Annotated in this window: 14 protein-coding genes; 6 read left to right on the forward strand and 8 right to left on the reverse strand. The window is 44.1% G+C overall.

Translation table 11 applies throughout. The features are described 5' to 3' along the window. Window positions 1-71 precede the first annotated feature (71 nt). Complete coding sequence (locus P0G38_RS15965) at window positions 72-1,517, forward strand: aminotransferase-like domain-containing protein (RefSeq protein ID WP_275853123.1); 1,446 nt, start codon at window positions 72-74, stop codon at window positions 1,515-1,517. After that, entirely contained in the window at window positions 1,501-2,226 is a 726-nt protein-coding gene (locus P0G38_RS15970; RefSeq protein WP_275853126.1) for a nitroreductase family protein, read from the forward strand. Before P0G38_RS15965 ends, P0G38_RS15970 begins: the two co-directional genes overlap by 17 nt. A 128-nt stretch (window positions 2,227-2,354) precedes the next feature. On the opposite strand, the gene tuf is transcribed toward P0G38_RS15970, so the two are convergent. The 4 genes from tuf to rpsL form a co-directional block, all read right to left on the reverse strand. Then, window positions 2,355-3,542 (reverse strand): elongation factor Tu, encoded by a 1,188-nt coding sequence (tuf, locus tag P0G38_RS15975; RefSeq protein ID WP_005226902.1) that lies wholly within the window; start codon window positions 3,540-3,542, stop codon window positions 2,355-2,357. Between the two features lie 148 nt (window positions 3,543-3,690). Further along, window positions 3,691-5,775 carry an elongation factor G gene (gene fusA / locus P0G38_RS15980; RefSeq protein WP_005226900.1) on the reverse strand — a complete coding sequence of 695 codons (2,085 nt, stop codon included), beginning with the start codon at window positions 5,773-5,775 and terminating at the stop codon, window positions 3,691-3,693. A gap of 80 nt (window positions 5,776-5,855) precedes the next feature. Beyond that, window positions 5,856-6,326: a 30S ribosomal protein S7 gene (gene rpsG / locus P0G38_RS15985; RefSeq protein ID WP_003127957.1), complete on the reverse strand. Its 471-nt coding sequence runs from the start codon at window positions 6,324-6,326 to the stop codon at window positions 5,856-5,858. A gap of 70 nt (window positions 6,327-6,396) precedes the next feature. After that, window positions 6,397-6,810: a 30S ribosomal protein S12 gene (gene rpsL, locus P0G38_RS15990; RefSeq protein ID WP_003127956.1), complete on the reverse strand. Its 414-nt coding sequence runs from the start codon at window positions 6,808-6,810 to the stop codon at window positions 6,397-6,399. Between the two features lie 304 nt (window positions 6,811-7,114). Between rpsL and rpiA the strand changes: the two genes are divergently transcribed. The 4 genes from rpiA (at window position 7,115) to P0G38_RS16010 (ending at window position 10,151) form a co-directional block, all read left to right on the forward strand. Next, window positions 7,115-7,789: a ribose-5-phosphate isomerase RpiA gene (gene rpiA, locus P0G38_RS15995; RefSeq protein ID WP_275853135.1), complete on the forward strand. Its 675-nt coding sequence runs from the start codon at window positions 7,115-7,117 to the stop codon at window positions 7,787-7,789. A gap of 150 nt (window positions 7,790-7,939) precedes the next feature. Next, a complete protein-coding gene (locus tag P0G38_RS16000; protein ID WP_005226873.1) occupies window positions 7,940-8,521 on the forward strand; it encodes a recombinase family protein in 582 nt (193 codons plus the stop codon). Between the two features lie 194 nt (window positions 8,522-8,715). Beyond that, a complete protein-coding gene (gpmA, locus tag P0G38_RS16005; protein WP_005226871.1) occupies window positions 8,716-9,402 on the forward strand; it encodes a 2,3-diphosphoglycerate-dependent phosphoglycerate mutase in 687 nt (228 codons plus the stop codon). A 101-nt stretch (window positions 9,403-9,503) separates the two neighbouring features. Further along, entirely contained in the window at window positions 9,504-10,151 is a 648-nt protein-coding gene (locus P0G38_RS16010) for an SGNH/GDSL hydrolase family protein (RefSeq protein WP_167826624.1), read from the forward strand. A gap of 52 nt (window positions 10,152-10,203) precedes the next feature. Here P0G38_RS16010 and P0G38_RS16015 read toward each other — a convergent pair whose 3' ends face one another. From P0G38_RS16015 to deoB, 4 genes are all read right to left on the reverse strand, one after another. Further along, window positions 10,204-11,391 carry an iron-containing alcohol dehydrogenase gene (locus tag P0G38_RS16015; protein ID WP_010748609.1) on the reverse strand — a complete coding sequence of 396 codons (1,188 nt, stop codon included), beginning with the start codon at window positions 11,389-11,391 and terminating at the stop codon, window positions 10,204-10,206. 198 nt (window positions 11,392-11,589) lie between these two features. Continuing rightward, complete coding sequence (gene deoD, locus P0G38_RS16020) at window positions 11,590-12,294, reverse strand: purine-nucleoside phosphorylase (RefSeq protein ID WP_005226852.1); 705 nt, start codon at window positions 12,292-12,294, stop codon at window positions 11,590-11,592. A gap of 25 nt (window positions 12,295-12,319) precedes the next feature. Continuing rightward, window positions 12,320-13,138, reverse strand: a complete 819-nt coding sequence (locus P0G38_RS16025; protein ID WP_005226849.1) for a purine-nucleoside phosphorylase — start codon at window positions 13,136-13,138, stop codon at window positions 12,320-12,322. A 10-nt stretch (window positions 13,139-13,148) separates the two neighbouring features. Further along, window positions 13,149-14,315, reverse strand: coding sequence for a phosphopentomutase (deoB, locus tag P0G38_RS16030; protein ID WP_142967950.1), 1,167 nt, complete (start codon window positions 14,313-14,315; stop codon window positions 13,149-13,151). Window positions 14,316-14,470 lie beyond the last annotated feature (155 nt).

The following is a 14,470-nucleotide window of genomic DNA, read 5'->3' on the forward strand; positions in this document are numbered from 1 at the left end:
CAATCTTCCCCTTGACGAAAAGAGCCATTTGGCTTATTTTTAAACCATCCAATTGAAAAAGGTGGTGCAGGATGGCTTCATCAAGTATCGACAAACAAAAGAAACAACCGATTTACCAGCAGATCGTGACCCATTTTATTGAAGAGATCCAAGCGGGAACCTACGGACCTGGGGATCGTTTGCCACCAGAGCGCAGCCTCGCCCAGACTTTTGGCGTCAATCGTTCCACCGTCGTCAAAGCGTTAGATGAATTGAAAAGCTTAGGATGGATCGAACGAAAACAAGGCAGCGGCTCTCGTGTATTGGAAGGTCGTTGGGGGAACCGCCAAACGCCACTTTCTTATTTGCGCTCGTCTTTAAGCAGCCCTTATCTGCAGCAAGACCCTTACGTTCAACAGATTCAGCATTTGCGCACCGAGAAGGATGTGCTGGATCTGTACACAGGTGATCTACCTGCCGATCTGATCCCCGATTTCACGTTTCCTGCCTTTACCTGGGAAGAGATTCGCAAGGAAAGCACCAAAGTATTACCGACGGGTTATGAACCTTTGCAAGAAATCTTATTGCAGCACCTTGCTGATTCCTTCAATTTGCCCACCAACGGACAAAAACTAGTGATCACTGCTGGATCGACACAAGGAATCACCTTGCTAATGCAAGTCTTATTGCATGCGGGGGATTGTATCGCGACAGAGGACCCTTCTTTCTTGTTCTCTCTCCCCATGTTTTCCACGATGAATGTCCAGCTGATCGGGATCAAGCAAGATAGCGAAGGGATGCGGCCTGCGGCATTGGAAAAAGTGTTGAAGGAAAAGAAGATCAAATTTGTTTATCTGAATCCCACCTTCCAAAATCCAACGGGTCATACTATGAGTGACCATCGGCGCCAAGCGATCATCCGCCTTTGCCAGACCTACCAAGTACCGATCATAGAAGACGATGTTTTTAGCGAGTTGGCTTTTGATAAAGTACCGCCCAAGCTAAAATCCATGGCTCCCGAAACCGTCATTTATTTAGGCTCGCTTTCCAAATTACTAGGATCATCCATCAAAATCGGCTGGCTTTTGGTGCCAGAAGCGTTAGCCGACCAATTTGCCCAAGCGAAAAAACGGATGGCGATCGATACCACGATCTTCCCGCAAGTCCTTGCCAACATCGCCTTACGCTCCTTTGATTACCACCAGCAACAGCGGACACTGCTTGCAGAAATGGCCCAGCGTCAGCAAGACTTACTCCAACTCTTGCAGGCATTTCAGGAGGATTGGCAATGGCAGCCGACGAAAGGTGGTCTTTACCTGTGGTTGACTTGGCGTCACCGCACATTGACTCGCAAAGATTGGTCACTCTTTTTGGCGAACGATTGCTTAGTAGCACCTGCTTTTCTTTTCAGTAACGATACGAATGGCTTGCGTTTGAACTATACCAGCTTAGCCAAAGATGATTTACCGCTATTTCAAGAACGATTCACAAAAATCACCCAACAGTTAAAGGAGCAAACCTATGAACAAAACCATTGAGCTTTTGCACAATCACCGCACTTACCGACAATTTGACCCTGACTACCGCTTGAGCCAAGAGCAAGTAACCACGATTTTGACTGCGGCTCGTCAAGCACCTAGCTGGATGAACGGGCAAGCCTATTCGATCTTAGTGATCGACGACCCGCAGATCCGCCAACAAATGGTCGAATGGAATCCTGGCAATCCTCATATCGCAGCAAGTTCACTCTTTCTGCTATTTTTAGCTGATTTAAATCGAACCAAAAAAGTTGCTGACGAAAAGCAGACTCCCTATCCAATCGATGAGGGCTATCAGCCATTATTGATCGCTACCACTGATGCCAGCATCGCTTTGCAATCTGGTGCGATCGCTGCTGAATCACTGGGCTTAGGCACCGTCATTTCCGGCAGTGTCCGCAAAGACAGCGCCAAAATCGCTGAATTGTTGCACTTACCAGAATATGTCTATCCTGTGGCTGGCTTGAGCATCGGTAAACCAATCGTAGAAATGAAGGTCAAACCTCGCTTGCCAGAAGAAGCGGTCATTCATTACAACCATTATCAGGACTATTCTTATGAGGCGATCGAAGCGTACGATCAAACGATGACTGCTTTTGGAGAAGCCCGCGAGACCAAACCATGGTCAGAAAAATTCGCTGGCTTTTACAGCAATCGTCCTGACCAAGGATTTGACGCCTTCTTGAAGAAGCAAAATCTAATAAAATAAAAAGCACCGCTCTCTTTAGCTGCGATGAACCGTAACGGATTCATCAACGCTAAAGAGAGCGGATTTTTTTCTACAAAAGTCAAAAAAAGAGCAAAAGCGCGTACGCTTTTGCTCTTCGATCAATCAAATTAAGCTTGGATTGAAGTTACAACGCCTGAACCAACAGTACGTCCGCCTTCACGAATTGAGAAACGAGTTCCGTCTTCGATAGCGATTGGGTGGATCAATTCAACGTCGATTGTTACGTTATCACCAGGCATAACCATTTCAGTTCCTTCTGGTAATTCAACAACACCAGTTACGTCAGTTGTACGGAAGTAGAACTGAGGACGGTAGTTAGTGAAGAATGGAGTGTGACGTCCACCTTCTTCTTTTGTTAAAACGTAAACTTCAGCTTTAAATTTTGTATGAGGTGTGATTGTACCAGCTTTAGCCAATACTTGTCCACGTTGGATGTCTTCACGAGCAACACCACGTAGCAATGCACCAATGTTATCCCCTGCTTCAGCATAGTCTAACAATTTACGGAACATTTCAACACCAGTTACAGTTGTTTTAGCAGTTTCTTCAGCAATACCAACGATTTCAACTTCGTCACCAACGCGAACTTGTCCACGTTCAACACGGCCTGTAGCAACAGTACCACGTCCAGTGATTGAGAATACGTCTTCGACTGGCATCATGAATGGTTTGTCAGTGTCACGTTCTGGAGTTGGAACGTATTCGTCAACTGCAGCCATTAATTCCATGATTTTTTCTTCGTATGAAGCATCGCCTTCAAGAGCTTTCAAAGCAGAACCAGCGATTACAGGAACATCGTCGCCTGGGAAGTCATATTCTGACAATAAGTCACGAACTTCCATTTCAACTAATTCTAGTAATTCTTCGTCATCAACCATATCCATTTTGTTTAAGAAAACAACGATGTATGGTACACCAACGTTACGTGATAACAAGATGTGTTCACGTGTTTGAGGCATAGGACCATCAGCAGCAGATACTACTAAGATCGCGCCGTCCATTTGAGCAGCACCAGTGATCATGTTTTTAACGTAGTCCGCGTGTCCTGGGCAGTCAACGTGAGCATAGTGACGTGCTTCAGTTTCGTACTCAACGTGAGCAGTTGAGATAGTGATTCCGCGTTCGCGTTCTTCTGGAGCGCCATCGATTTGGTCGTAAGCTGAAGCTTGAGCCAAACCTTTTTTAGATAATACAGTTGTGATAGCAGCTGTAAGTGTAGTTTTACCATGGTCAACGTGTCCGATCGTACCAATGTTTACGTGGGGTTTAGAACGGTCAAATTTTTCTTTTGCCATTTTAAAATGTTCCTCCTAAAAATGCAGTTTATTTTTTATATTTGATAGGTAGGGAGCCGCAGCTCCCCATCCCTTATCATCGATAATATTGTACACGAAACTCAGAAAAAAATATAGCTTTTTACTTAATTTCCTATACTTCCATCAATTATTCAGCTTTGCCGCCGTTTTTCTTGATGATTTCTTCTTGAACAGATTTAGGTACATCTTCATAGTGATCAAATGTCATCATGAACGTACCGCGACCTTGTGTTGATGAACGAAGTGTTGTTGCGTAACCGAACATTTCAGCTAATGGCACGATTGCGTTCACGATTTGTGAGTTACCGTGTGCTTCCATTCCTTCTACGCGTCCACGACGAGCAGTTACGTGACCCATAACATCACCTAAGTAATCTTCTGGTACAGTGATAACTACTTTCATCATTGGTTCAAGAATTACTGGGTTTGCTTTCTTCGCTGCAGCACGTAAAGCCATAGAAGCTGCAACACGGAAGGCAGTTTCACTTGAATCGACATCATGGTATGAACCATCATAAAGTTTTGCTTTGATGTCTACTAATGGGTAACCGGCTAAGACACCGTTCGCCATTGAGTCTTCAAGTCCTTTTTCAACTGCTGGGATGTATTCACGAGGAACCACACCACCGACAATCGCGTTTTCGAATTCGAAGCCTTTACCTTCTTCGTTTGGTGTAAATTCGACCCATACGTGACCGTATTGACCTTTACCACCAGACTGACGTACAAATTTACCTTCCGCTTGTGTTGCTGCACGGAATGTTTCACGATAAGAAACTTGAGGCGCACCTACGTTTGCTTCAACTTTAAATTCGCGACGCATACGGTCAACTAAGACGTCCAAGTGAAGTTCTCCCATACCAGCGATAACAGTTTCGCCTGTTTCAGCGTTTGTTTCCACACGGAATGATGGATCTTCTTCAGCAAGTTTTTGTAAAGCAACCCCCATTTTATCTTGGTCAGCTTTTGATTTAGGCTCAACAGCGACTTCGATAACTGGTTCTGGGAATTCGATTGATTCAAGGATTACTGGTGATTTTTCATCACATAGTGTATCCCCAGTTGTTGTGTCTTTCAAACCAACAGCAGCGGCGATATCGCCTGAGTATACTGTTTGGATTTCAGCACGAGTGTTGGCGTGCATTTGTAGGATACGTCCGATACGTTCGCGTTTGCCTTTTGAAGCATTCAATACGTATGATCCAGAGTTCAAGATACCTGAATACACACGGAAGAATGTCAAACGACCTACGAATGGGTCAGTCATTACTTTAAATGCTAATGAAGCAAATGGTGCTTCATCGTCAGCCGGACGATCAGTTTCTTCGTCTGTTTTAGGATTGATCCCTTTAATCGCAGGAACATCAAGTGGTGAAGGCAAGTAGTCGATGACTGCATCCAACATCAATTGAACCCCTTTGTTTTTAAAGGCAGATCCGCAAAGAACAGGGAAAAAGTCAACAGTCAATGTTGCTTGACGAATACCAGCTTTCAATTCTTCTTCAGTGATTTCTTCACCTTCCAAGAATTTCATCATTAGTTCTTCATCAGTATCAGCAACAGCTTCAATTAATTTTTCGCGCCATTCTTCAGCTAATTCTACGTATTCTTCAGGAATTTCAGTCTCTTGGATTTCAGTTCCTAAGTCATTTGTGTAGATTTCAGCTTTCATTTTTACTAAGTCGATAATACCAGTAAAGTCATCTTCCGCACCAATTGGTAATTGGATTGGGTGAGCATTTGCTTGTAAACGATCATGTAAAGTTGATACAGAGTATAAGAAGTCTGCACCAATTTTGTCCATTTTGTTACAGAATACAACACGCGGTACGCGGTAATCTGTCGCTTGACGCCAAACTGTTTCTGTTTGAGGTTCTACACCTGATTGTGAGTCCAACACAGTTACAGCACCATCAAGTACACGCAATGAACGTTGCACTTCGATTGTGAAGTCCACGTGTCCTGGTGTGTCGATGATATTTACGCGGTTTTCTTTCCATTGCGCAGTTGTCGCAGCAGAAGTGATTGTGATCCCACGTTCTTGTTCTTGTTCCATCCAGTCCATTTGAGAAGCACCTTCATGTGTTTCACCAATTTTATGGATTTTACCTGTGTAATAAAGGATACGTTCAGTTGTCGTTGTTTTACCAGCGTCAACGTGGGCCATGATCCCGATATTACGAGTTTTTTCTAGCGAAAATTCTCTTGCCATTCTAGGTTGTTCCCCTCTCATTCTTACTTAACTTAAGCTAAGGTTGTCTCAGTACCTTCCAATAAAAAGCAGTGAGGATCTTACCAACGATAGTGAGCAAATGCGCGGTTGGCTTCCGCCATTTTGTGTGTGTCTTCGCGTTTTTTCACAGAAGCACCAGTGTTGTTTGCTGCATCCATGATTTCTTTTGCAAGACGTTCTTCCATTGTGTGTTCGCCACGCAAACGAGCGTAGTTTACCACCCAACGAAGACCTAGAGTTGTACGACGTTCAGGACGTACTTCTACTGGTACTTGGTAGTTAGAACCACCGACACGGCGAGCTTTAACTTCCAATACAGGCATAATGTTTTTCATTGCTTGTTCGAAAACTTCCAATGGATCATTTCCTGTAGATTCTTTGATAATGCCAAAAGCATTGTAGATAATATTTGCAGCAACACCGCGTTTACCATCAACCATTACACGGTTGATCAAACGAGTTACTAATTTTGAGTTATAAATAGGATCTGGTAAAACATCACGTTTTGCAACAGGACCTTTACGAGGCATCCGTAACTCCTCCTTCCGAGATATCAGTTCTGATTTAAATAAGATTCATTTGATCTGTTTGTCTTAAAGATTAAGCTTTAGGACGTTTTGTACCATATTTAGAACGAGATTGTTTACGATCGTTAACACCGGCAGTATCCAATGCACCACGAACGATATGGTAACGTACCCCTGGTAAGTCTTTTACACGTCCACCACGTAACAAGACCACGCTGTGTTCTTGTAAGTTGTGTCCGATACCTGGAATATAAGCTGTCACTTCAATCAAGTTTGACAAACGAACACGCGCATATTTACGTAGAGCTGAGTTCGGTTTTTTCGGTGTCATAGTTCCCACACGAGTAGCTACCCCACGCTTTTGAGGTGAGTTAACATTCGTTTGAGCTTTCTTGAAACTGTTATATCCTTTGTTCAATGCTGGTGAATTTGATTTTTCAACCTTGGATTTACGAGGTTTACGTACTAATTGATTAATTGTAGGCATCCCTAGTTGTCCTCCTTCCTTGATTCGCTTTATAGTCCCACACATCCAGGTGGTTCTTTTTTTGCGATAAAAAATAATGCATTCTCTGCATTCATATCAACTATGCTTTGATAGACAGTCAGCACGTCTCCAACGAGAGACCTGTAGATAAAGCACCTTTGATAGAATATCATGCTTATTCTTACCTGTCAAGTATCCTCCTAAGCTTTTTTCAAAAGAAATCTGTTACGAAAAAATCCGCAAATTTTGCGCTTCTTCCTATATAATAGAGACAAAGCATTTATTTAAAAAAGGCGGGAAGAAAATGAACCTAAAAGAAATGGTCGGCATTGAAGCGGCTAGTTATGTAAAAGATGGCATGGTCGTTGGCTTGGGCACTGGCTCAACAGCCTACTACATGATTGAAGAACTGGGTCGACGTGTAAAAGAAGAAGGTCTATCGATCACGGGTGTCCCAACTTCTTGGGCATCGAAAAAACAAGCAGAAGGATTAGGTATCCCGATTCGCACCATCGATGAAGTGGACGCTGTGGATCTAACGATCGACGGTGCAGATGAGATCAGCCAGGATTATCATGGCATCAAAGGCGGCGGTGCAGCCCTTTTATTCGAAAAAATCGTGGCGTCTAACTCCAAGAAAGTCTTGTGGATCGTTGATGAATCGAAAATGGTCGAAACACTTGGTGCCTTCCCGTTGCCAGTGGAAGTGATCCCTTATGGCAGCCAACAGCTGTTGCGTCTGTTCGAGAAGAAAAACTACCATCCAAAACTGCGTCTGAATGAAGAAGGCGAACCGTTAAAAACCGATTGCAGCAATTACATCATCGATCTTCATCTAGAAACGATCACCGCTCCTACTGAGTTGGTACAGGAATTAGATGCTACAGTGGGCGTGGTTGAACACGGTCTGTTTTTGGATATGGTCCATACGATCATTGTCGGATTGCCTGAAGGCCCGAGTACCAAGCACGTTAGATAAAGGAAACAAAAAAGAGGAGCAATAATGCTTCTCTTTTTTTCGTTATTTTTCTTCAATCGACTTAATTTTTATTATTTTTTGTGCAAATTACCCTATCATTTAAGAAATAATTATGATACATTCAATAAAAAGGGAAAGGTAGGAGGGTTTATGAAAATCATAGGCTATGCTCGTTCAACGATCACCGACAACTCAACAAGTGAACAATTAAACAAGCTCGAAGAATTTGGGTGTCATGAATTTTTCCATGAGACATTTAGCGTGGAAGAAAGTGAAGAAAATCATTCATTGGAGTCAGTGGTGGCACAAATGCAGCCCGGCGACACCTTAGTCGTTACGGAACTGCATCGTTTAGGGAAAACCACCAGACAGCTGACCGATCTCACTGATCTATTAAAACAGCGAGAGCTTCATCTGGTTTCACTGGCAGAACAAATCGATACCCGCGGTCCGATGGGACAGGTTTACTTCAATTTGATGGAAGGACTTGCGATCATGGAACGCTCACTCATCAAAGAGCGCACGCTGGTCGGCTTAAATAAAGCCCGCAAAAAAGGCAAAATTGGCGGTCGTCCAAAAATCGATCCGAAAACGATCAAAAAAATCCGTCAATTGTACTACGAGAAAAAAGAAACGATTCAATATATTTCTGAAAAATGCGGTGTTTCTGTAGGTACATGCTATAAATACATAAAATTATCCGAAGAAGAATGGAACAAGTTACGTTCATAGTTGTCGACTCCCCCTAGAACAGCATGAAACAAAAGCGGTCCTCTTTTTAATGCTCCCCTTTTGTTTTTCCTTAAGAATGGCGTTTTCCCCCAGCTTTTCCTCCAAAACCATGGAAATTCTTTGAGAAAGAGTGTACAATAAATACGGAATTGAAAATTTCAGAAAAATATCGAATATCTAAAGGAGAGTTTTACATGCCAAAATTAGTATTTTCTCGTCATGGACTAAGCGAATGGAACAAATTAAACCAGTTTACCGGTTGGGCTGATGTTGATCTAGCGCCAGAAGGTGTCGAAGAAGCAATCGAAGGCGGACGTAAAATCAAAGAAGCAGGCATCGAATTTGACGTTGCTTACACATCTGTTTTAACTCGTGCCATCAAAACTTGTAATTACATTTTAGAATATTCTGATCAACTTTGGGTACCAACGATCAAATCATGGCGCTTAAACGAACGTCATTACGGTAAATTACAAGGTTTAAATAAAAAAGAAACTGCTGAAAAATACGGTGACGAACAAGTACACATCTGGCGTCGTTCTTACGATGTTTTACCTCCATTGATGGAAGCTTCAGATGAAGGTTCTGCTGCAAACGACCGTCGTTATGCAATGCTTGACCCTCGCGACGTACCTGGTGGAGAAAACTTAAAAGTTACTTTAGAACGTGCATTGCCTTTCTGGCAAGATGAAATCGCCCCAGCATTAAAAGACGACAAAACTGTCTTAGTTGCGGCTCACGGAAACTCTCTACGTGCATTAGCAAAACATATCGAAGGTATTTCTGACGAAGATATCATGGATCTTGAGATCCCAACTGGTCAACCACTTGTTTATGAATTGAACGATGATTTGACTGTTGCGAAAAAATACTACTTATAAGCCTCGCTTATCGCTGCCCTTTTTTAAAAAAGGGCAGTTTTTTTATTGGCATTTCCTCCCCCCTCTTTTATAATTGAGGGCGTACTCGAAAGGAGCTTACTATGAAACTAGTCAAAAATGATACCGTTTTATTTTTAGGTGACAGCATCACAGATTGTGATCGTGATCGCCAAGATCCCCACGATTTAGGACATGGGTTTGCCCGTCTCGTTGCCGATCAGCTGGCAGAAACATTCCCCACTGCAGGATTTACCTTTTATAATCGGGGGATCGGCGGCAATAAAGCTGCCGACGTCTTAGCCCGTCTCCAAGAAGATTGCCTTCAATTAGCACCTGACGTCTTGGTCTTTATGATTGGGATCAACGACACGTGGCACAATGCCGGTGGTCCCGATTTTGGTTCAGAAGCTGCGGCAACGTCCTTTGAGGCAACCTACCGTCAAATTCTGGAACAAGTGACCCAACAGGGGATCACGCGCATTTTCTTGCTGGAACCTTTTGTTTTGCCATATCCTGAAGATCGCCAAACTTGGCGGATCGATCTTGATCCAAAAATCCAAATCGTTCGTCGCTTAGCTGCCGCCTTTCATTGTCAGCTGCTGCCGCTGGATGGCTTGTTTGCCGAAGCAGCCGTTGCTAGCTCCCCGCAGGCACTGACAGGCGATGACGGGGTGCACCCCACTCCTGCTGGACACGCCTTGATTGCAGATCAGCTAATGGCCCGTTTGGCTTTTTCTTCTGAAGGATAAATAAACAGACCGCTCCGCGACAACCAAGTCGCAGGAACGGTCTTTTTTATGATTAAAGATAGGTTGAAGGAGTCAAGGAATCTTGGTAGATTGCGATCACGTCTTCTTCTTGCAGCGGTACATACGCATTTGTTGCAATAGAGCTGAATTGAACTGCTTGAGCCGCCATTTCAGCAAAATGGGTGTCATCGGCGATCCCTACTTCTGGCAAAGTCATCGGAATATCGCAAGAAGCAAAAAAGTCATACAGTTTTTGAATCCCCATTCGGGCAGCTAATTCTGGCACTGCTTCTTGGACACCAAAGACTTCTCTAGCAAACCGCGCAAATTTCGGCGCCGTTTCTTCATTCAGTACATGAAGCATCCAGCGTGGGGTCAGGATCGCTAAGCCGATGCCATGGGTAATGTCATAAAACGCACTCAACTCATGCTCCATCGCATGACAAGACCAAGCACCACCCTTGCCGCTTCCAGTCAAACCATTTAAGGCTAAGGTGCTCGCCCACATCAAATTCGCCCGTGCATCATAGTCTGTGGGGTCATTTAATGCGATGGGCAGATTTTTAATGACTGCTTTTAGCAATCCTTCTGCTACACCGTCTTGGACATCTGTTCCTTCTGTTTTACTGAAATAATTTTCAATCAGATGGCTCATGATATCCGCTGAACCGGCAGCCGTTTGATAGCGACTGACACTAAAGGTCGTTGTTGGATCTAAAAAGGATACTTTCGGTAAAAATTCGGGTCCGTGAACACCAAGTTTTTGTTTCGTTTCTAGATTAGAGATCACCGCGCCGCGATTCATTTCACTGCCAGTAGCCGCAAGGGTCAAGATCGTTACTAATGGAATCGCTGGTCCTTGATAGCTTCTGGAAAGGACTAAGTCCCAAGGCTCTTGCTCACTGCAAGCCGCCCCAGCGATCACTTTGCTGCAATCAATTACAGAACCGCCGCCAACAGCTAAAATGACGTCGATCTTTTCTGAACGACAAAGAGCGGCTCCTTGACGAACGGTTTCGATTCGTGGATTTGGATCGACACCAGTCAATTCAGTGACTTGATTGCCGTTGGCAGTCAATTGCGCCATGACTGCATCGTACAAACCGTTTTTCTTGATACTGCCGCCACCATAGACTAGCAAGACGTTTTTTCCAAATGTATTCAGTACTTCTGGCAGCTCGTTCAGACGGTCTTTCCCAAAACGAATGTCCGTCGTTACATGAAACGTAAAATTATTCATTGTCTCGTCTCCTTTTTACACCTTTTCTTTTGATTAAACCATTTTCTGGCAAAAGTGCAACGCTTCTTCGTGGCTTTTTGCCAACAAAAAAAGATAACACATTCTCGGTTGCATGCAAACCAATACGATTTGGCTGCTTGCTCTATCAAAAGCAAGCAGCCTTCGCATCGTTCATGCACCGATCCTGCGGTATCTTTTTTACGCGATCGCTGTTTCTAAGCCAACTTTGATCATGTCGTTAAATGTCGTTTGTCTTTCTTCTGGCGTTGTTTCTTCTCCAGTGATGATGTGGTCGCTGACGGTACAGATCGCTAAAGTTTGAACGTGGAATTTCGCCCCTAAATAGTATAAGGCTGCGGCTTCCATCTCAACACCCATCACCCCAAGGTCTGCCAACTGTAACGTTTCCGTCATGTCATCTTTGTAGAAGGTATCTTCAGATAAGATGTTACCGACGTGAGTCGTAAATCCTGATTCAATCGCTGTATCATAGGCTTTACGCAACAGTGCAAAGTCAGCGATTGGTGGGAAATGGAAACTTTGGAAGTTTTTTGCTACCATCGATGAACTTGTTGCTGCCGCTTGGGCAATCACAAGATCACGCACGTGGACATCTTTTGAGATGGCACCACACGTACCGACCCGAATCAATTTCTTCACGCCGTAAGAGTTGATCAATTCATGGGCATAGATACTCGCTGAAGGCATGCCCATGCCGGTTCCTTGGACAGAGACCCGCTCGCCCTTATAAACGCCTGTATAGCCCAACATTCCCCGAACGTTGTTGTAACAGATCGGGTCTTCTAAAAATGTTTCAGCAATATATTTTGCCCGCAGTGGATCACCTGGTAACAAGATTTTGTCTGCGATCTCGCCTGCTTTTGCTTCGATATGAACGCTCATTCGTTTTTCTCCTTTGGTCTGCTTTTTATAGTACTGCTAACGTTTCTTTGATCAACGCTTTAAATTCTGCCTTGACCCGTTCCGTCGTTTCCACGACTTCTTCATGATTCAAGCTCGCTTGCATACCAGCAGCCAAGTTTGTAATACAAGAAACACCTAAGACTTTCAAGCCACTGTGAACAGCAACGATCACTTCTGGGACAGTCGACATACCGACAGCATCGGCACCGATCGTCCGAGCAAAGCGGATCTCTGCTGGCGTTTCATACGTAGGACCTGAGAAGCCCATATAAACGCCTTCTTTTAAGTGCAATCCTTTTGATGCACCAACTTTTTGTGCCGCTTCCCGATAAGGCAAATGGTAGGCTTGGCTCATATCTGGGAAACGTGGCCCCATTTCTTCTTCGTTTTCACCAATCAGTGGGTTGTCCCCCATAAAGTTGATTTGATCGGTGATCAACATCAAGTCTCCAGGCTGGAAGCTTTCGTTTACGCCGCCACAGGCATTCGTCACGACTAAAGAATGAGCTTTCAATGCCGCCATCACACGGACGGGGTAAGTGACCGTCTGCATCGAATGGCCTTCATAATAATGGAATCGTCCTTGCATCGCTAAGACTTTTTTCCCAGCTAATGTTCCATAGACCAATTGTCCTGCATGACCGACCACTGTCGAAACAGGAAAATGCGGGATATCGTTATAAGGCAATACGATTGGGTTTTCGATCTCATCGGCTAATTCACCTAAGCCAGATCCTAAAATCAACCCAAATTCCACTTCACCGACGCCGCTTTCTTGGATAAATGCCGTTGTTTCTTGTAATTTCTCATGTAACGTTGTCATTTCATCACCTCTAGTTTAAATGTTGTAAAAAGCTTGTTCCGTTTTCTGTAGCTGAAACACCAAAGTTTTCAGCGATCGTTGCGGAAATATCCGCATAGTAGCCTTGTGGCAATTTGCCTTGGCCTTGGAATTTCTTGCTGTACGCTAATAATGGCACATATTCTCTCGTGTGATCCGTTCCCGTAAAGGTTGGGTCATTGCCGTGGTCAGCTGTGATCAACAACAGATCCTCGTCTCCCATTGCTTCTAAAAGTTCTGGAATACGCAAATCAAAATCTTCAATGGCATGGGCATACCCTACAACATCGCGACGGTGACCATAAAGCGCATCGAAGTCGACCAAGTTCGTAAAGCTTAGACCCGTAAAGTCTTGTTTCATCACCTTCAGTAACTGATCCACACCGTCCATGTTGCTCTTCGTCCGTACAGAATCGGTGATTCCTTGCCCGTTGAAGATATCATTGATCTTTCCAACGGCGATCACGTCTTTTCCAGCTTCTTTCAAGGAATCTAACACTGTATGGCCAAATGGATCAAGTGCGTAGTCATGACGATTGCTCGTACGAGTAAAGTTTCCAGGCTCACCGACATACGGACGCGCGATGATGCGGCCGATCATGTATGGCTCATCTTTCGTGATGTCCCGAACGTACTGACAAATACGATACAATTCTTCTAATGGAATGATTTCCTCATGCGCGGCGATCTGCAACACTGGGTCAGCCGAGGTGTAAACGATCAAATCGCCGGTCTTCATTTGATGTTCGCCAAAGTCATCAATGACTGCTGTCCCAGAATACGGCGCATTGCAGACAATTTTGCGTCCAGAGAACTCTTCGATCTGTTGCAATAATTCATCGGGAAACCCATCTGGAAATACGCGGAAAGGCTTTTGGATATTCAAGCCCATGATCTCCCAGTGCCCCGTCATCGTATCTTTCCCAACAGAAACTTCTTCCAATTTGGTTGCATACCCATCATGGTCAGCTACAGCCTTTACGCCTTCTAAAGGACGAATCGTACCTAGGCCTAATTGTTCCAAGTGAGGGATCGTTAAGCCTGCTTCTTTTGCAATATGGCCTAATGTATCTGAACCGACATCACCAAAAGCTGCCGCATCAGGTGCTTCACCAATTCCGACTGAATCCATCACGATCAAGTGTACACGTTTAAACATTCTATTCCCTACTTTCTTTATTTTATGCTTTTACAAGCGGATCTACTACCTCTATCATACTAAACTTAAGCAAAAATTGCGCTGGGTTGCTTTGGAAATTTCCTGACGCGTTCCTTTCACCCCGAGGATAGAAAAAGGGCAGGACACAGCAACAC

The sequence above is a fragment of the Enterococcus casseliflavus genome, assembly GCF_029215545.1.
Taxonomy (GTDB): Bacteria; Bacillota; Bacilli; order Lactobacillales; family Enterococcaceae; genus Enterococcus_D; species Enterococcus_D casseliflavus.

Bases quoted from the DNA above. Each gene is read 5' to 3' on its own strand.
- P0G38_RS15965 (WP_275853123.1), top strand. From the start codon at position 72: ATGGCTTCATCAAGTATCGACAAACAAAAGAAACAACCGATTTACCAG.
- P0G38_RS15970 (WP_275853126.1), top strand. From the start codon at position 1,501: ATGAACAAAACCATTGAGCTTTTGCACAATCACCGCACTTACCGACAA.
- tuf (WP_005226902.1), bottom strand. From the start codon at position 3,542: ATGGCAAAAGAAAAATTTGACCGTTCTAAACCCCACGTAAACATTGGT.
- fusA (WP_005226900.1), bottom strand. From the start codon at position 5,775: ATGGCAAGAGAATTTTCGCTAGAAAAAACTCGTAATATCGGGATCATG.
- rpsG (WP_003127957.1), bottom strand. From the start codon at position 6,326: ATGCCTCGTAAAGGTCCTGTTGCAAAACGTGATGTTTTACCAGATCCT.
- rpsL (WP_003127956.1), bottom strand. From the start codon at position 6,810: ATGCCTACAATTAATCAATTAGTACGTAAACCTCGTAAATCCAAGGTT.
- rpiA (WP_275853135.1), top strand. From the start codon at position 7,115: ATGAACCTAAAAGAAATGGTCGGCATTGAAGCGGCTAGTTATGTAAAA.
- P0G38_RS16000 (WP_005226873.1), top strand. From the start codon at position 7,940: ATGAAAATCATAGGCTATGCTCGTTCAACGATCACCGACAACTCAACA.
- gpmA (WP_005226871.1), top strand. From the start codon at position 8,716: ATGCCAAAATTAGTATTTTCTCGTCATGGACTAAGCGAATGGAACAAA.
- P0G38_RS16010 (WP_167826624.1), top strand. From the start codon at position 9,504: ATGAAACTAGTCAAAAATGATACCGTTTTATTTTTAGGTGACAGCATC.
- P0G38_RS16015 (WP_010748609.1), bottom strand. From the start codon at position 11,391: ATGAATAATTTTACGTTTCATGTAACGACGGACATTCGTTTTGGGAAA.
- deoD (WP_005226852.1), bottom strand. From the start codon at position 12,294: ATGAGCGTTCATATCGAAGCAAAAGCAGGCGAGATCGCAGACAAAATC.
- P0G38_RS16025 (WP_005226849.1), bottom strand. From the start codon at position 13,138: ATGACAACGTTACATGAGAAATTACAAGAAACAACGGCATTTATCCAA.
- deoB (WP_142967950.1), bottom strand. From the start codon at position 14,315: ATGTTTAAACGTGTACACTTGATCGTGATGGATTCAGTCGGAATTGGT.